This window comes from Pelotomaculum isophthalicicum JI (assembly GCF_029478095.1).
Taxonomy (GTDB): Bacteria; Bacillota; Desulfotomaculia; order Desulfotomaculales; family Pelotomaculaceae; genus Pelotomaculum_D; species Pelotomaculum_D isophthalicicum.
Window position 1 is genome coordinate 45,735 of record NZ_JAKOAV010000007.1, and the last position, 17,810, is coordinate 63,544.

General features: G+C 49.5%; 18 protein-coding genes. 15 read left to right on the plus strand and 3 right to left on the minus strand.

The genetic code is table 11. The features are described 5' to 3' along the window. Window positions 1–70 precede the first annotated feature (70 nt). Window positions 71–268, minus strand: a complete 198-nt coding sequence (locus tag L7E55_RS05450) for a hypothetical protein (protein WP_277443059.1) — start codon at window positions 266–268, stop codon at window positions 71–73. Window positions 269–512: 244 nt separating this feature from the next. On the opposite strand from L7E55_RS05450, the gene L7E55_RS05455 reads away from it, so the two are divergent. The 7 genes from L7E55_RS05455 to alaS all read left to right on the plus strand — a co-directional run bounded on the left by L7E55_RS05455 (window position 513) and on the right by alaS (window position 8,595). Next, window positions 513–782: a transcriptional regulator gene (locus L7E55_RS05455; protein WP_277443060.1), complete on the plus strand. Its 270-nt coding sequence runs from the start codon at window positions 513–515 to the stop codon at window positions 780–782. 51 nt (window positions 783–833) lie between these two features. Beyond that, window positions 834–2,363, plus strand: coding sequence for a spore germination protein (locus L7E55_RS05460; protein ID WP_277443139.1), 1,530 nt, complete (start codon window positions 834–836; stop codon window positions 2,361–2,363). An 802-nt stretch (window positions 2,364–3,165) separates the two neighbouring features. Beyond that, window positions 3,166–4,251, plus strand: coding sequence for a tRNA 2-thiouridine(34) synthase MnmA (gene mnmA, locus L7E55_RS05465; RefSeq protein ID WP_277443061.1), 1,086 nt, complete (start codon window positions 3,166–3,168; stop codon window positions 4,249–4,251). A gap of 113 nt (window positions 4,252–4,364) precedes the next feature. Next, a complete protein-coding gene (locus L7E55_RS05470; RefSeq protein WP_277443062.1) occupies window positions 4,365–4,538 on the plus strand; it encodes a hypothetical protein in 174 nt (57 codons plus the stop codon). Window positions 4,539–4,560: 22 nt separating this feature from the next. After that, complete coding sequence (locus L7E55_RS05475) at window positions 4,561–4,734, plus strand: hypothetical protein (protein ID WP_277443063.1); 174 nt, start codon at window positions 4,561–4,563, stop codon at window positions 4,732–4,734. An 84-nt stretch (window positions 4,735–4,818) separates the two neighbouring features. Further along, entirely contained in the window at window positions 4,819–5,865 is a 1,047-nt protein-coding gene (locus L7E55_RS05480) for an AI-2E family transporter (RefSeq protein ID WP_420852011.1), read from the plus strand. A 93-nt stretch (window positions 5,866–5,958) separates the two neighbouring features. After that, window positions 5,959–8,595: an alanine--tRNA ligase gene (gene alaS / locus L7E55_RS05485; RefSeq protein WP_277443140.1), complete on the plus strand. Its 2,637-nt coding sequence runs from the start codon at window positions 5,959–5,961 to the stop codon at window positions 8,593–8,595. Here the strand turns inward: alaS and L7E55_RS05490 are convergent. After that, on the minus strand, window positions 8,592–9,059 hold the full coding sequence (locus L7E55_RS05490; protein WP_277443065.1) for an N-acetyltransferase: 468 nt from the start codon (window positions 9,057–9,059) through the stop codon (window positions 8,592–8,594). The two genes, alaS and L7E55_RS05490, sit on opposite strands and share 4 nt — an antisense overlap. A 161-nt stretch (window positions 9,060–9,220) precedes the next feature. On the opposite strand from L7E55_RS05490, the gene L7E55_RS05495 reads away from it, so the two are divergent. From L7E55_RS05495 to L7E55_RS05530, 8 genes are all read left to right on the plus strand, one after another. Then, entirely contained in the window at window positions 9,221–9,478 is a 258-nt protein-coding gene (locus L7E55_RS05495; protein WP_277443066.1) for an IreB family regulatory phosphoprotein, read from the plus strand. Window positions 9,479–9,508: 30 nt separating this feature from the next. Further along, window positions 9,509–10,456 (plus strand): aldo/keto reductase, encoded by a 948-nt coding sequence (locus L7E55_RS05500; RefSeq protein WP_277443067.1) that lies wholly within the window; start codon window positions 9,509–9,511, stop codon window positions 10,454–10,456. 19 nt (window positions 10,457–10,475) lie between these two features. Further along, window positions 10,476–10,910: a Holliday junction resolvase RuvX gene (ruvX, locus tag L7E55_RS05505; RefSeq protein WP_277443068.1), complete on the plus strand. Its 435-nt coding sequence runs from the start codon at window positions 10,476–10,478 to the stop codon at window positions 10,908–10,910. Between the two features lie 149 nt (window positions 10,911–11,059). Next, window positions 11,060–11,263 (plus strand): DUF1292 domain-containing protein, encoded by a 204-nt coding sequence (locus tag L7E55_RS05510; protein ID WP_420852014.1) that lies wholly within the window; start codon window positions 11,060–11,062, stop codon window positions 11,261–11,263. A gap of 141 nt (window positions 11,264–11,404) precedes the next feature. Continuing rightward, entirely contained in the window at window positions 11,405–13,003 is a 1,599-nt protein-coding gene (locus L7E55_RS05515; protein ID WP_277443070.1) for a VanW family protein, read from the plus strand. 22 nt (window positions 13,004–13,025) lie between these two features. Continuing rightward, entirely contained in the window at window positions 13,026–14,090 is a 1,065-nt protein-coding gene (mltG, locus tag L7E55_RS05520) for an endolytic transglycosylase MltG (protein WP_277443071.1), read from the plus strand. Then, window positions 14,087–15,307: a peptidase U32 family protein gene (locus L7E55_RS05525; RefSeq protein ID WP_277443072.1), complete on the plus strand. Its 1,221-nt coding sequence runs from the start codon at window positions 14,087–14,089 to the stop codon at window positions 15,305–15,307. The genes mltG and L7E55_RS05525 overlap by 4 nt, the downstream gene beginning before the upstream one ends. A gap of 343 nt (window positions 15,308–15,650) precedes the next feature. Beyond that, complete coding sequence (locus L7E55_RS05530; protein ID WP_277443073.1) at window positions 15,651–17,348, plus strand: peptidoglycan D,D-transpeptidase FtsI family protein; 1,698 nt, start codon at window positions 15,651–15,653, stop codon at window positions 17,346–17,348. Window positions 17,349–17,557: 209 nt separating this feature from the next. On the opposite strand, the gene L7E55_RS05535 is transcribed toward L7E55_RS05530, so the two are convergent. After that, complete coding sequence (locus L7E55_RS05535) at window positions 17,558–17,791, minus strand: glutaredoxin family protein (protein WP_476748053.1); 234 nt, start codon at window positions 17,789–17,791, stop codon at window positions 17,558–17,560. Window positions 17,792–17,810: the final 19 nt, after the last annotated feature.

The window sequence follows — 17,810 nt, forward strand, 5'->3', positions numbered from 1 at the left end:
TTGAGCGGTAATATTGCGCGTATTATAAAAAGCTATCCGCTGTTGCGGGTAGCTTTCAATTAGAACGGCTTTATTGCTTGCGAGCTGCAGTGTCAATCTTTAATTTCCCCTTTTTCTTTAACTCGTCATATTTCTCTTTATCTACTACCACATAGCCGTCTAAAGCCATTTGTAAAAACACGTCGGTGATTATTTTAAAGGCAAGATCAAATTCCAGATTGTGATGTTCGGCCACTTTTGTGGTAAGTTGGTTCAGCGACAGGCTCAATTCTGCCAACCCCTAGACTGGTGATTAAGTAAAAGCGCAGGCGCCCGGCCACGCTTTATATGTTGTTTGTGTTTATAGCTGTTTGCAGTTATTGTAACATGCTTGCAAAAGACGATCAACTTACTGAAACTTGCTTACTTCATCAGTATATTTTCTCATATATCTGTCAATCAATAATAAACAGGTTTACTTAACTGATTAATGGCCATAATAAGATTAAATATATTTAAAGGAGCGGAGAACCATGACTACAACATTAGTTGAATACTTCGGCGGAGTGCAAAATCGTCTCCCGGAAGAGGCGGAAAGAGTAATTAAAACACTTGAAGAAGAAGGTCCCATGAACAAAGAAGAACTTTCACTGACCGCTAAGGTCAAAAGGGCTGTTCTGGATCACATTGTAATGCAGCTTTATGCTCTTGGACTGGTGGACGTGGCGACAGAAGGCAAGAGCAAAATGTGCAGTCTCACCAAACTCGGGTATGATTTTCTTAAACTGAAGGATGCTGTTTAACGGCATATTTAAATGCGATGGGAGTTGGTACAGGTGCCCCGGAACGCGGATATGAAAAAAGAACAAGAAAAAACAAGAATCAGTAAGGATTTAAAAGAAAATATCAAGCTCCTGGACGCGGAAATAGGGATTGAAAAAAGTTTTGATATTCTCACCAGGGAACTGGTCATTGGCGGCAAAAATGTTACCTTGCTTTTCGTGGACGGTCTAACTAATGATCAGATTGTGACAATCGTTCTTCGTAATCTGACCAGTCTCGATTATGCGGACATGCATCCGGAAAGTATCAAAAAATTATTTAAAAACTATCTTGGTTACACTGAAGTGGATGAAGTACAATATCTTGAGGATGTTGTCAATAAAGTGCTGGCGGGTCCCCTGGCCATATTTGTAGAGGGATCGGATAAAGCTATAATTATGGATGCCAGGATCTACCCCATCCGCAGTCCTGAGGAACCGGACCTGGAAAGGGTTGTGCGGGGTTCCAGGGACGGCTTTGTTGAAACCCTGGTCTTTAATACCGCTTTAATCAGGAGGCGGATCAGGGACCCCAAATTGCGCATGGAATATATCCAGGTAGGTACCCGGTCCAAATCCGATATAATAGTTTGCTACATTGAAGATATAGCCAACCCCGATCTGGTGCAAAGCATAAAGGATAAAATAGAATATATCAAGATTGACGGTATCCCGATGGGTGAAAAATCGGTGGAGGAGTTGATTACTCCGGGTTCTTACTGGAACCCTTTCCCAAAGGTGCGCTATACTGAAAGGCCGGACGTGGCTGCCATGCACCTGCTGGAAGGGCATGTGCTGGTGCTGGTGGATACCTCCCCCAGTGTCATTATCGCCCCGGCCACATATTTTCACCACTTGCAGCATGCCGAGGAATACCGCCAGAATCCCACTGTCGGAGCTTACCTGCGCTGGGTGCGGTTCGTCGGTGTTGCGGCGTCTATATTTTTGCTGCCGCTCTGGTTTCTGTTTGCGAACAATCCGGAGCTGCTGCCGCCGCAGCTGGCTTTTATCGGAGTGAGCAAACCCGGCGAGATAGCGCTGATCTGGCAGTTCGTGCTGGCTGAGATTGCCATAGATATGATCAGGCTGGCTACCATTCATACGCCGGCGGCTCTGGCGACATCCACAGGCATCATCGCGGCGCTGTTGATCGGAGAGCTGGCCACCAGAGTGGGGCTTTTCTCCCAGGAAGTGGTTTTATACGTGGCCGTAGCGGCAGTCGGCACTTTTTTGACGCCCAGCATTGAAATGGCCAACGCCAACCGGCTGGTGCGGCTGGGATTGATCATCATGACCGCGCTGTTCCGGGTGCCGGGCTTTGTAATTGGAGTCGTCGCCACTTTTGTGGCTTTAGCGCTGAATAAATCATTCGGAGTGCCTTACCTTTGGCCGCTGGTGCCTTTAAACGCAAAAGCGCTAAGCGGGGTCCTGGTGCGGACGCCGGTTTCCATGCGCAATACCAGGCCGAGCGTTTTGAAGCCCATCGACCGTGACCGTCAGGTCACCGCCGCTCCAGCCCGTAAGCCTCTTAACCGGAGTAAAAACGGGGAAAAAAAAGGTTAGAAGAAAAAAACCCCCTTAAGGGGGTTTTTTAGTGCCGGCTTGAACAATTATATGGGGCCGAACATGCCGCGTTGTATGCCCAAAAACCGCCAAAGGCGAATTTGTTCTGTTATAATAATGATGAGGTGATTTGATTGATAACCAAAGAATTGGTAGATGGGACCATTCAAGGAATGAAATACCTCGAATTAAAACCGGCGCCATGGACAAAATACAACCATAAGGGTTCGTAATGGCCGAGCCCAGGCTGTTACAGGGTCAAAAGGCTCTGTAATGGCCGGCCAAAGGTTGATGCCGGGTCTAAAAAGGTTCGGTATCAGCCGGAGGGCAGACTGGTAAGTGTTCCGGCAGGCTTTATAGCAGTCGAAAACGATTGCTATGAGGTCGTAAGGGATATTTACTGGTCGAGCTAAGATTATCATGGGTGCCGGATACATTTAACTATATTTGTTGATGTGAGGTTTGTAACAGTCGAAAGATTGTTGCAGGCTTCCTAGGTATCCATGATAGTCGAACAAAGGTCATTATAGGTTTCGTAATGGTTCTCGGCAGTCGAAAGATTGTTCTGGGCTACGCAGAAATTTATAATGGCTGTAGTGTAGTTCATTGCGGGCTCTTTATAAATGTAAGAAACCTTCCTCTTAATGAGGAAGGTTTCTTACATTTATGGCAGGAGTAGCATAAGGGTGAGCAGGTAATTATATCTAACTGAAATAGTGGTTTACGATTGACAATAATTATTTGCCATGCTAAGATGATCGCATAAACCCTACTAATATACTTTGTTTTAGGGGGCTTTTTATTGATTAAAAAAAAGGTTTTCGTAGCTATGAGCGGCGGGGTTGACAGTTCTGTCACCGCCGCCCTCCTGTTACAGCAGGGTTATGATGTTATCGGTGTCACCATGCAAATATGGGATTCTACCCAAACTGAAGTGGGAGAGGAACATGTCGGCTGCTGTTCACTGGCGGCAGTTGAAGACGCGAGGCGGGTGGCCGGTAAACTGGGTATTCCTTATTACGTGATGAATTTTCGTGATATTTTTGAGGAGAAAGTGATCGATTACTTTACCTCCGAATACCTGCGCGGGCGTACGCCCAACCCTTGCATCGCATGTAACCGGTACATTAAATTTGAGGCGTTACTGGACAAGGCGCTGAATCTGGGAGCCGATTATGTTGCGACCGGGCATTACGCGCGTCTTGGTTTCAGCGAGAAATACAAGCGATATACGGTTCGCCGTTCGGCCGACCGGAGAAAAGACCAGACATACGTATTGTATGGCCTGACTCAGCGCCAGATTGCCCATACCCTGATGCCCCTGGGGGAGTACGCCAAGGAGCAAGTGAGAAAAATGGCCGCCGGCTTTGGCCTGCCGGTTGCGGATAAGGCTGACAGCCAGGAAATTTGTTTTGTCCTTGACGATAACTACCGTGGTTTTTTACAGGGAAAAACAGCGGATATTAAACCTGGTCCGTTTCTGAACCTGAGAGGTGAAGTTATCGGAGAGCATAAAGGTATTCCTTTTTATACCATCGGTCAGCGCCGGGGACTGGGCCTGGCGGCGGGGGAACGTCTTTATGTGGTAAATATAGACACTAATAATAATACCATTACTTTGGGGCCTGAGGAGGCCATTATGGGTACAGACTTAACAGCGGAAGATGTAAATCTGGTCCTCTATGACGAGTTGACCGGTCCCATGGAAATCGAGGCGCAGGTGCGCTACAACGGCAAACCTGCCCCAGCCGCCATGGCGCCATTGCCCGGTGGTGGTGTAAAAGTACACTTTCATACACCGCAGCGCTCCATTACTCCCGGACAGGCGGTCGTTTTTTACCACGGGGATTGCCTGGTGGGTGGGGCTACCATAGAGAAAAAATTATAATCCGTATACCGCCTGCTCCATTACGTTTTGCATTTTTTATCGGTAGGGTGGACATAATAGCAATTAAAGGTTAGAATTTTGTGGTTTACTCGCTAAGTTAGGGGGCGAAAGTTTTGACATGCCCGGTCTGCGGTGGCAAAGCCATTGGGAAAGTTGGTATCGACCAGTTTTACTGCTGGGATTGTTGTGTGGAATACCGGATTAACAAAGAAGGCGTTCAGATTTACGAGGTGGCAGAAGACGGCAGTCTGGTTGCTTTTGACCCGCAAAATGAATTTTTACTTTAGGAGCGGGACGGGGGTGATATATATGCGGACTGATTTTTGGAGAGGAATTATCGCCGGCGGTATCATTGGAGCTGTTGTGAGTATCATGGCTGGTGGTAGATATAAAACACAAAGGAAGAGAGACACCGGTTATTTTGCTAGAATGGCTGGTGAAAGGGCATCAAAGATGATCAGGGGGATACTCAGGAACGGTTAGCTTTTCATCAATGCGTTTGAATTTAACAGCTTGACTGCTTGATACTTTGAGTGGGGGGAGATTCTCCCCACTTGTGTTTTGGTGGTGAAAAATTTGCCTTGGTGGAAAGATGACAATATAAAGAAACTGCTTTTCCTGTTCAGTGTGGGTTTTTTGGTCGCATATTTTTTTTACCTGATCAAGGGGTTAATTTTTTCTCTGGGGCTGGCTGTCCTGCTTGTGTACCTTTTAAACCCTTTGGTCAGCATCCTCGAAAGAAGAGGCACCCCAAGAACCGGGGCGATTCTGCTGGTATATCTGGCCCTGTTCTTTTTTGCCGCGGGTATTTTTCTGTATGGTGTTCCCCGGATCATTGAGCAACTCAACAGTCTGGCTGAGACAATCCCTCTATACACCGATCAAGTCCAGGACGTTATAAGGTCTGTACAATCCCACTATGTCAACTTGAGTATCCCGGACGGCATGAGGCAGGTTATTGACGAACGAATTCGCTGGCTGGAAGATATAATTTTGCAGCAGGTCAAGCTGACCGTGGCGTCGTTAATCGGCGCGGCGGGATATGTCTTTAAAATACTCCTGGCGCCGGTGCTCGCTTTTTATTTTTTAAAAGACCTGCAGTTAATAAAAAAGAAAACAATTTTAACATTGCCTGAGGAATGGCGGAAAGATGTCGCCGGGATCCTGCATGACATTGATCAGGTTTTGGGCAGTTTTGTCAGGGGGTATTTTTCCGTGGCGGCCATTGTCGGCGGGCTTACAGCGGCGAGCATGGCCTTTCTGGGCATGGAGTTTGCCATGATGCTGGGTCTTTTTGCCGGAATTACCGAGTTAATCCCTTATTTCGGGCCGGTGATCGGAGCGGTGCCGGCTGTCGGTCTGGCGGTTTTGCATTCCAAGTGGCTGGCTGTGAAAGTCGCGCTGGCGTTTATGATCATCCACCAGTTGGAAGGAAATATTATCTCCCCCAAAATTCTCGGCGACAAGGTGGGGCTGCACCCGCTTGTGGTGATCTTCAGCCTTTTCGCCGGGGGGGAACTCTACGGCTTGACGGGAATGCTGCTTGCTGTTCCCGTAGCAGCCGTTTTGAGGGTAATCCTTAATTTTGCATATGGTAAAGTATTCGTTTGCTAATCCCTTCAAGATGCCTCTCTTCTTGACACCCGGCTGTTTCATTCTGTATAATTAGAGCGAAATTATGGGTTTAGTGGGAGGCATTATGTTTTGATGACTGGCAATGAGATTAGGGAGAGTTTTTTGAAATTTTTTGAGAAAAAGGGCCATAAAATTTTGCCCAGCGCCTCTCTCATTCCTTTAAGCGACCCCAGCATCCTCTGGACGGCTGCCGGGATGGTGCCATTCAAGCCGTATTTTACCGGAGCCGCCAAATCAGAGTTTCCCAGGGTAACAACTTGCCAGAAATGTATTCGCACCCCGGATATTGAGTCGGTGGGAAAGACAGCCCGGCACCACACGTTTTTTGAAATGCTGGGCAACTTTTCTTTTGGGGATTATTTTAAGGAAAACGCTATTCCATGGGCTTGGGAATATGTGACCGATATACTAGGTTTGCCTGCGGACAAGCTATGGATTACTGTTTATCAGGACGACGATGAAGCTTTTGATACATGGCGCCGGGTCGTTGGCGTGCCGGCCGGCCGTATTGTCAGAATGGGCAAGGACACCAACTTCTGGGAAATTGGTGTCGGTCCTTGCGGCCCATGCTCGGAGATATATGTTGACCTGGGCGCGGAGCGCGGTTGTGGTTCACCGGAATGCGCGGTCGGTTGCGACTGCGACCGGTACATTGAGATATGGAATCTGGTTTTTATCCAGTATTTCAGAGATGAAGAAGGTAATTACTCTCCTTTGGACAGTAAAGGCATAGACACCGGGATGGGCCTGGAGCGGGTGGCCTCGGTGCTTCAGAATGTCCCTACAAACTTTGAAACAGACCTTTTGCGCGAGATTATGGATTTTTCAGCGGGTCTATTCGGCCTTAAATACGGTTCTGACAGCAAAGTCGACCTTGCCTTAAAGGTTATTGCGGACCACTGCCGGGCGATCACTTTTGCAGTCGCTGACGGCGCCCTGCCCTCCAACGAAGGCAGGGGCTATGTGATCCGGCGCTTGCTCCGGCGGGCTGTGCGCTTCGGCAGGCTGTTGGGAATGCAGGGTCTTTTTCTGAACCAGGTAGCTAGTGCCGTGATCCGGCAGATGGGCGCGGCCTACCAGGAGTTGACTGAAAAGCAAGAACACGTGCTAAAGGTCATTCAAGCCGAGGAAGAACGTTTTGGGGAGACCTTGGCCCAAGGCACGGAAATGTTGAACCAGATTATTGCCGGGTTGAAAAAGTCGGGCGGTTCGGTGGTCCCGGGCGCGGATGCTTTTAAACTTTACGACACTTACGGTTTCCCTCTGGAGCTTACTCAGGAGATGGCTGCCGAGCAGGGGCTGGCTGTTGATTCGGGCGGCTTCGGGGCGGCTATGGATGAGCAGCGGCAGCGCGCCAGGAACGCCAGGCAGGAAACCGAATACATTTCTGAACGTGACGCTTTTTTCAAAGACTTGCGCGGGCAGTTGGGGGAAACTGTTTTTGTCGGATACGACTTGTTGGAAGCCAGAGCTGAAGTGCTCGGCATTTTCAAGGAAGACGAGCGGGTAAAATCGGCGGCAGCCGGGCAAACCGTCGAATTTATTCTCAACGTTACCCCCTGTTACGCTGAATCAGGCGGCCAGGTCAGCGACCATGCCAGGGTCACCGCTGACGGGCTGGAAGTGGAAGTCATCGAAGTGAGCAAGCCGGTGGAGAACCTTTTTGTACACCGTGGCAAGGTAGTCAGCGGCGCGATGAAGGAGCGCGACCAGGTGCTGGTGCAGGTGGACCGTTCCAGGCGGGCCGCGGTAAGCCGCAACCACTCGGCCACGCACCTCTTGCAAAAAGCGTTGAAAACAGTGCTGGGCGGGCATGTTCACCAGGCTGGTTCGCTGGTTGAGCCGGACAGGCTGCGCTTTGACTTTACCCACTATGCCGCCTTGTCCCCCGATGAACTGAAACAAGTGGAGAAAATAGTTAATAACGCGGTGCTTGCCAACCTGCCGGTGGAGATTTTTGAAACATCGGTTTCAGAAGCGCGCGCCATGGGAGCGGCCGCGCTTTTCGATGAAAAATACGGTGAAAGAGTCAGGGCGGTGAAGATGGGGGATTTCAGCCTGGAGTTATGCGGCGGCACGCACCTGCGCTCTACCGCCGAAGCGGGGCTGTTCAAGCTTGTGGGCGAAAGCAGCGTCGGGGCCGGACTGCGCCGGATTGAAGCGGTAACCGGGGAGGGCGCTTTGCGCTTCATTGAGGCTTGGGAAGAGCAATTGGCGGAAATCGCCCGGCTGGTCAAGGCGCCGCCGCATGAGGTTGCGCGCCGTGTGGAAGGACTTCTTCAGAACGTCAGAGAATTAGAAGCCGAATGTGATGTCCTCCAGGCCAGGCTGGCCAGGTATCAGGTGCAGGATTTGTTGGACCGGGTAAAAGAAGTAAAGGGGATAAAAGTGCTGGCCGGGCAGGCCGCCGCGCCGGATATGGACAGCTTGCGGGGCATGGTGGACCTGTTAAAGGATAAAATAGGGACCGGCGTGATTGTCCTGGGCAGCCCGGTTGGAGATAAAGTTAATCTGGTGGCCGCGGTGACAAAAGATTTGTTGGGCCGCGGCTTGCATGCCGGTAAATTGATCAAGGAAATCGCGTCCGCAGTTGGCGGCGGCGGTGGCGGGCGGCCTGAGATGGCCCAAGCCGGAGGCAAAGACCCGTCACGTCTCGGGGACGCGCTGGAAAAGACTTACAAGGTTGCGGAAAGTCAAATTAAGGATTAACGCTCCTGATTGCGAGTATCAATAATCATGGCGACTTCTTCGCAATTGGGGAACTTAGGGCAGTTGACACATTCCTTCCAGACTTTTTGGGGCAACGATTCTTTTGCCACGACTTGAAAACCGCATTTTTCAAAAAACACCTGCTGGTACGTCAAAGCGAACACACGGGGAATGGCCAGTTCCCGCGCTTCGTCAATGAATGTTTTGAGTAGACTGCGGCCGATTCCCCGTCCGGCGTATTCCGGCGCCACGGCCAGCGCACGAATTTCTGCGAGGTCTTCCCAGATGATATTCAAAGCGCCGGCGCCGATCACCGAACCTTGATCTTCAGCGATTGTTAGCTCACGCAGACTCTCGTAAAGCATGGCGCGAGAGCGCGCCAACATCAGTCCCCGGTCGGCGTAATAAGTAATTAAAGCGTGAATCGGCTCAACGTCGGTTATTTTAGCTTTGCGGTAGATCATTAACGTCACCTTTCCCTAGAAATTAGTAACTATTATATCTTACTTAATAATGTCTCTCAATATTTTTCTTAAAGGCATTTATAAATGATTTGGCAATAGAGGAAAAGAAATATGATTGTCGAAAGTTTTTTAGAACATAATAGGGAAAGGGGGTTAGCGCGATGACGTGGGATGTTACTGATAAGACTATGATGTTTAAGATTCAAGGTGAAGAATATAACCAGGCGCGGGATATCCTGCTTAAAGTCTACGCGGCTTTGGTTGAGAAAGGGTATAATCCCATTAATCAGCTTGTTGGCTATTTGCTTTCAGGAGACCCCGCTTATATCACCAGTCACGGGAATGCCCGCAGTTTGATTCGCCGTTTGGAACGGGATGAGCTGCTCGAGGAACTGGTGAAAAATTATCTTAAAGAATAGTCTTTGAGCCTATACGGGAGTTGGCGGCAATTGCAGTACAGGGTGCTTGGAAGGACTGGCATTACAGTTTCACGCTTGTGTTTTGGCGCCCTCACCATAGGTCCGCTACAAGCCAATCTGCCTTTAGCGGAAGGAGTTGGAGTGATTCGCCGGGCATTGGACGCGGGAGTAAATTTTATTGACACTGCGGAGCTATATGGCACTTATCCTTACATTCGTGAAGCGCTCCGGGATTTCGGCCGGGAGGTTATCGTCGTATCGAAGTGTTACGCTTATACCGGTCAAGGTATGCGGGAGAGCGTGGAAAAAGCGCTTAAGATGATTGACAGGGATTATATCGATATTTTCATGCTGCACGAGCAAGAATCTATTTTAACGATAAAAGGCCACTGGGAGGCGATAGAGTACCTGTTAAAAGCCCGGGAAAAGGGCTATGTTCGCGCAATCGGCGTTTCCACTCATCATGTTGAAGGAGTGCTGGGCGCCGCCGCTGTTCCGGAAATAGATGTGATCCACCCGTTGCTCAATATGGCGGGAATAGGGATCCAAGGAGGCACGGCGCATGATATGCTCCAGGCCGTCAAGAAAGCGTTTAGCGCGGGAAAAGGAATTTACGCGATGAAAGCATTGGGTGGTGGGCATCTATTGAGTCGTTCCGAAGAAGCCTTTCAGTATATTTTATCAATCTCTGAGCTGGCTTCCGTGGCAGTGGGTATGAGTTCTCCGGACGAGGTAGAATATAATACCCTTCTTTTCAGTGGACAGCCGGTTCCGCCAAGGTTGAAATCCAAAATAGCCCGTCAGCCGCGGCGCCTGTGTATAGAGGAATGGTGTCTCGGGTGCGGCGAATGTGTAAGAAGATGCATGTCGGAAGCTATAAGCCTATCCGGCGGCAAAGCCGTGGCAAATATGGCGAAGTGTACTCTTTGCGGTTACTGCGGGTCGGTTTGCCCTGAGTTTTGTATAAAAGTAATTTAATCAAGGGGATTTCCTGCTTATGCGCATAATGGGCCTTGATTTGGGAGATAAAAGAATTGGTGTCGCAGTCAGCGACCCGATGGGGTGGACTGCCCAAGGAGTAGAGGTGATTGTCAGTAAGGGTTCGAGCAAGGCGGACATAGAAAAAATTAGGGAAATGGTCCAAAAATATGAGGTTGAGCAAATAGTTGTCGGGTTGCCTATAAATATGGACGGCAGCTATGGCCAGCGCGCGGAAAAAACCAGGATTATGGCGAACCGGTTGGCTGGAACACTTCATTTACCGGTCGAATTGTGGGATGAACGCCTTTCCACGGTGCAGGCGGAAAAACTGCTGATTGAAGCCGATCTCAGCCGTTCAAAACGGCGGCGGGTGGTTGATAAAATGGCCGCCGCCTTAATCTTGCAAGGGTACCTTGACAGTCGCAACAAAAAATTATCATCCGAAAACTAAGAAAACACAAGATATATGAGATTTTCTTGACTTATTACTGTTTTTAGGTGTAATATTATCAATAAATTGTTTAAGAGGTGAAAACAGTGGCTGAACAAGAAGAAGAGGTAATAACTTTGATTGATGAAGACGGAGCGGAACATGACTTTATGGTCATCGATATCATAGAGGTGGACGGTTCTGAATATGCTATCTTGTTGCCGGTGGAGGAAGACAGCGAAGAGGCGATTATTTTAAAAATTACATATGATGATGATGGAAACGAGCTACTGGTCGATATTGAAGAAGATGAGGAATGGGAAAAAGTGGCTGACGCCTGGGAAGAGAAAATTACTTTAGAAGAAGTTGAGTAGGATTTGGACAGTGTCGCTGGTTGCGGAGTTTGACTCCTCAAGCGGCTTTTTTTATTTGTTTGATTAAGTATGGATGGGTCTAATATATTATAATAATAATGAGTAGTTAGAATCAAACTTAAAGTTTAAGGGGTGTTGCCCGTGAAAAGCACCCGTGTTGTTTACTGTATTCTAATTGTAGTTGCACTGATAACACCATTGGTTCTTTTGGGATCAGGTTTTTTTAGCTCAGCGTCGGAGAAGGTGTTGCCCGGTGTTGAAGTTATGGGAATTGATCTGGGAAATTTAAGTAAATCTGAAGGCATGGTAAAGCTTGCTGAATTGGAAAAAAACCTGCGGGCCACCAAAGTAACGCTTTGCTACCGGGACCAGAGTTGGCCGCTGTTGTTAAATGAAATAGGGTTCGAACTGGACGAGGAGGCAATAATGGACGCGGCCCTTCATGCCGGGCGGGAGGGCAACTTGATCCGGCAGTGGCGGGATAGACAGCAGTTAAAGCAAAACGGCAAGGTTATTTCTGTAGCTGTTAATTTTGATCAGGATAGACTAAGCCAACGAACTAAAGAGTTGACCCGGGGTGTCACTGTTGAACCAATCGACGCGAATTTTTTAGTTGACGGCAACGATGCTGTTTCCGTACGGCCGGGTAAAGACGGTACAGGAATAGATATTGAAAAACTAACAAGCGATCTTACATCAGTCATTGTTGAAGCGAAAAAACCGGAGGTGGAACTGACCGTCATTACCGTACCGCCTGCCCGCTCCACTGAAATGATCCGGTCGATGGGGATAAACGGCCTGCTGGCCGGTTATTCTACCTGGTTTGATGCCGGCAAAGTCAGCCGTACCTATAATATCAGCGTGGCGGCACGCGCTTTTGACGAACAGCTAATCCGCCCGGGACATGAAGTGTCTTTTAATAAAGTTGTCGGTCCGCGTAGTTCGGAGGCAGGCTATAAAAACGCTCCGGTGATTGTCAATAACGAGATAGTGGAAGGTTTGGGGGGTGGGGTTTGTCAAGTGTCCACGACCCTCTATAATTGTGTCCTGCTGGCCGGCTTGGAAATTGTGGAACGTTACAATCACTCCCTGCCGGTAAGCTATGTGCCAATCGGCCGCGACGCCACTGTTGTTTATGACGAGTTAGATTTTAGATTCCGCAATAATACTGAAAACTATATTTATATCAAGTCTTTTGTTGCCGGTGGGCAGATTGGTTTTAAAATATATGGCAACACTGCTTATAAAAAAGATGTGCGGGTGAATTCCTGGGTTACTCAGGAGATTGAGCCCGGCGTGGTTTACGAGAATGATCCCAACCTGCGTAAAGGTGAGCAGGTTGTAAAGCAGGAAGGCGCGAAAGGATTTAAAGCGTCCGCTGAGCGGTTGTTCCTCTCAAATGGAGTGGTGGAAAAAAGGGAATACCTTTCTTCCAGTGAATATAGTCCTGTGAACAAAGTAATAGCGGTTGGCACAATGGAACAGGTTCTGCCGCAAATCGCCCCTTCCACTCCTCCACCGGCGGCAGGCTGGCCAAATAAGCCGGTAGGCGGCCAGAACAGCCTGGGAAATATAAATCAGCCGGTGGACAGTGTAAATATCGGGAATAACGGTGAAACTTCCAGCGTGACCGGGAATCAAACAGTTAATCAGGCGATCCCGACGAAGCCGCCCACTAATCAAGGAGGCACAAGCGGGAGTGGGACTGGGGCAAGCCGGGGAAGCGTTCGTGTTCAATAATCCGCGCAAATAAAGATTATGGATGATATACTATGGGCTTGGCATGGGCAAGTTAAAAAGAAAAAATACTGTGGTCAGGTGGCTGGCAAGGTATAAGTTTTATTTCATGATTCCGGCGAGTTTTATTTGTCTGTTTATACTCAGCGGCGTAGCTTTGCTGTTGCCTGTGTCGCCGCAAAGCAAGGCGAGTGACGTGGTTGTGACTGTACCCCTGCAAGCGTCCGCCGGGCAGGCGGGAAAAATACTGCAGCAGAATAAACTGGTGCGAAGCGCTGTGGCGTTTAGTCTTTTTGCCAGGTGGAAGGGGAAGGACGGGCAGATCAAGGCCGGTGAGTATAAGCTTAACGGTGGGCTGTCAACACCGCAAATACTTGCTGAACTAATTGACGGCCGCCTGGTGGTCCAGACTTTTACCATACCTGAAGGTTTTACTACCGCCCAAATTGCCGATTTACTTGTAAACAAGGGGTTAATTAACCGTGAGCGTTTTTACGGAGCGGTTGTTAACTATAATTTTAATTACCCTTTTATCCAGGGTTTGCCGAAAAATGAAAAGCGTCTGGAGGGGTATCTTTTCCCGGATACCTACCAGGTAACCAGGCGTATCAGTGAAAGTTCCATCATTGAACTGATGCTAAACCGTTTTGAAAAAGAAATAGATGAATTGGACTACCTAACTCTGGCGCGGGAAGCGGGGCTGACGCTGCACCAAGCTGTGACAATCGCTTCGCTGGTGGAGCGGGAGGCAAAAATTGAAGAGGAAAAACCGTTAATTGCCGGGGTCATCTATAATCGCCTGTCTTGTAACATGCCCCTGCAAGTTGACGCCACGGTACAATATGCCCTGGGCGCTAATAAGCCGCAGCTATCCTACAAAGATTTGGAAGTTAATTCACCTTATAATACCTATCTCATGCAAGGGCTCCCGCCCGGTCCGATAGCAGTACCCGGCAAGTCATCATTACTTGCCGCGGTTCATCCGGTTGTGACAGGAGATTTTTATTATGTCGCCAAGCCGGACGGCTATCATGCCTTCGCCAGAACGCTGGCAGAGCACAATGCCAATAAAGAGAGGTATCTGCAGTGAAACGACCGGAACTTCTGGCGCCTGCCGGAGACCTGGAAAAATTAAAAGTGGCCGTCATTTATGGCGCTGATGCCGTCTACCTCGGTGGGCGGCATTTTGGACTGCGCGCCGGGGCGGGCAATTTCAGTGAGGAAGAAATAGCTGAAGGGGTACGCTTTGCCCATGAAAAAGGAGTACGGGTTTATGTGACAGTGAATATATTTGCCCACAACAGCGATCTTGCTAAATTACCCGGTTATCTTGATACGGTCAGCGCGGCCGGTGTAGACGGTGTGATTTTATCCGACCCGGGAGTAGTTGAACTGGTAAGAAAGCTCCACCCGGCTCTACCGGTGCATCTGAGCACCCAGGCTAATACAACTAATTGGGCGGCGGCGCAATTCTGGGAAAAACTAGGTGTCTCACGGATCATTCTAGCCCGCGAGTTGTCTCTTGATGAAATTGCCGAGATCAGGGAACGGGTAGGAGTGGAGCTGGAGATATTCGTCCACGGCGCCATGTGTGTTTCATATTCCGGACGCTGTTTGTTAAGCAACTACTTTACCGGGAGAGACGCCAACAGGGGCGACTGCGCGCAGTCCTGCCGCTGGAGGTACGCCCTGGTGGAGGAAACAAGACCGGGCGAGTACCTGCCTCTTGAAGAAGATGAAAAAGGCGCCTATATCCTTAGTTCCCGGGATCTTTGTCTGATTGAGCATATTCCGGAGCTGGCGGCGGCCGGCATTAACAGCTTTAAGATCGAGGGCAGAATGAAAAGTATCCATTACGTAGCCGGGGTTGTAAAGGCCTACCGTGAGGCGATGGATACTTTTTTTGCCGGCGGGGCGGGTTGCTGGAATCCGGACGTCTGGCTTGAGGAAATCGGCAAGGTAAGCCACCGCGAATATACCACCGGCTTTCTTTTCGGTAACCCTGGCGCGGCGGGTCAGCATTATAACAGTAAAATTTACCGGCGACGCTATTCCTTTATTGGTCTGGTCCGGGGTTACGATCAACAAGCCGGGTTGGCGGTGGTGGAGCAGCGCAACCGCTTTGCCGTCGGGGATGAAGTGGAAATACTCACTCCGGCGGGAGGGCCTTCAAAGCTAACAATCAGCGCTATTTACGACGAGGATGGCTATTCAATAGAGGTTGCCCCACACCCCCAGCAAATTGTCAAAATACCAGTACATAAGGAACTTGAGGCATATTCCATGCTGAGAAAACCAATCGAATAATTATTCAGTAGTCAGTAGTCAGTATTCAGTAAAGCCGGCCCGTTGGAAGCAGGGGGACGTTCTTTTTGCTTCCCTCCTGGGAGGGAAGCAAAAAGAACGTCCCCCTGCTTCCTCCCCTGCTTCCCCTGAAAAGAACGTCCCCCTGCTTCCTCCCCTGCTTCCCCTGAAAAGAACGTCCCCCTGCTTCCTCCCCTGCTTCCCCTGAAAAGAACGTCCCCCTGCTTCCCCGTGAGGCATACAGCTACTCGACCTGTGTTATATGCCCAAAGGTTTCGAATGTATAACTATAAACATTTCCGGCCAAGCTCTAATATATACATACATGTGGAAAGGCCGGAAAATAATGGGGCTATTGATTCAGAAAAGACAAGTTGCGGTTTTTTACTTCTTTATCATCATTTTAGGCCTCCTGACTGCATGTCTCTGGATGATTCAAATCAGGGACGGAGAAAAATATGCCGCTATGGCTCTGGAGCAGGGAAGCATTTATGTTCCCCTGGAAGAAGTGTGCAGGGGAAAAATTCTGGACAGAAACCTACTGTCTTTGACCGGTGAGCAGGAATCTGAGAGAATTGTTGTTTTCCCTGAAGTGATAGACAGGGAGGAAGTTATCCGGGGTCTTTCAGAAATCCTTAATGTGCCGCGCACGGTTCTGGCTGACTTGCTGAACGGGGCTCCTCGTTACTTGCCCTACCAGTTGTCACAAGCACAGGTGGAAGCGGTGAAAGAGCGGGGATGGAAAGGAGTGGCGGTATTACCGGTTAGTTTTCGTTACGGGGACAAGCCGCTGGCGGCTCAAGTGATCGGTCATTTGGGGAAAATCGCCTCGCGTGAGGAGTTGTCCATATTAAGCAGTCAGAGTGGCAAGTCCTATAAATACGATGATGTGGTCGGCAAAATCGGTCTTGAAGGTATGTATGAGTCCGAACTGAAAGGCGAGAGACCTGAACGGGCGGCCAGGGTTTACCACGATGCCACTGGGAATATTCTAAACGGTTCTGTGATAACAGTGGAGGAGGGTGTCAGGGACAGCAACAGGCAGGATCTGGTGCTTACCATTGACGCCCGTATTCAGCAGGTTGTGGAAAGTGTGATGGACAATAGGTCGATCAAGGGCGCGGTGGTCGTGATGGAGGCGGGCACGGGAGATTTGCTTGCCATGGCAGGCCGCCCGGCCTTCCACCCGGCGCAGGTGGAAGATTATTTACGAAAAGGCGGCGAGGAGCGGTTTTTTGACCATTGTACCGCTCTCTATCAGCCCGGTTCTATTTTTAAAATTGTAGTTGCCGCGGCTGCTTTGGAGGAAGGTGTCGCCGGCGCCGGCAGTTTGTTAACCTGCGGCGGGGCAAAAGATAATTTAATCCATTGCTGGAATGACGCGGGACATGGCAATATTACTTTTTCCCGTGCCTTTGCCGAATCCTGTAATCCTGCGTTCGCCAGGATTGGCTTAAGCCTCGGCGCGCAAAAAATAATTGAATATGCCCGAAAACTGGGTTTGGATAACCAGTCTGTCACAGGTTACCCGGTACCGGTTGACCGGCGCGAGGATCTGAGCCTGATTGCGGCGCCGTACAATTTGGTGAACAGCAGTATTGGCCAGGGGCCTGTGCTGGTTAGTCCCGTTCAAGTCGCGGCCATGATGAACGCGGTCATTTCCGGCGGCGTTTACCGGGCGCCGCGTCTTGTAAAAGAAGTGCGTAAAAGCGGCGGAGAGGCGGCCAGAGAATTCAATTCAGAACCCGGCTGCCAGGCAATCCGTCCTGATACCGCCGCTGTACTGCGTGAATTATTGGAACTGGCAACTGACGAGGGTGTCGCGAAAGGGTCCTTAGTGCCGGTTTTCGGGAGCGCCGGCAAGACGGGATCAGCGCAAACCGGCGACATGAAACATTCGGTGAACGCCTGGTTTACCGGCTATGCCCCGCGAATCAATCCACGTTATATTGTCACCGTCTTAGTTGAAGACGGCGCCAGCGGTAGTGAATCAGCCGCGCCGGTTTTCCGGGAAATAATGGAACAGATCTTGCGTTTTGATTAAGCGTTAGCATTCAGCAAACCTGACAATTGAGGGCATGGCGTTGCCCATAGCGAACGACCCATTTTAAGCGCCAGTAATATCAGTCTGCGAGTAGGAGTAACCGGACTTCAATAATTGTGGATAAACGACTTATGGGCTTATTAAGCAGCGTGCCCACAAGTCGTCGAAACCACCTTTTCAGCGCTGCTAGTCCTATCTGAAACGAGCCGTTAAGAGAGCATTTTCTCCAGCTCATTGCGATTAAAACCTACCACTACCTGGCTGCCCATGGTAACTGTCGGCACGGCCATCCGCCCGGTCTTCCTGATCATTTCGTCCCTGGCGCGCTCATCAGCCGCGACGTTGATTTCTTTGTAATTTACCCCTTTGCCTGAAAGAAACTCTTTCACATGGTTGCAATGGGGTCAAGTGGGTGTTGTGTAAACAGTTACATTTTTCTCCAATATTTATTCCCTCCTGTAT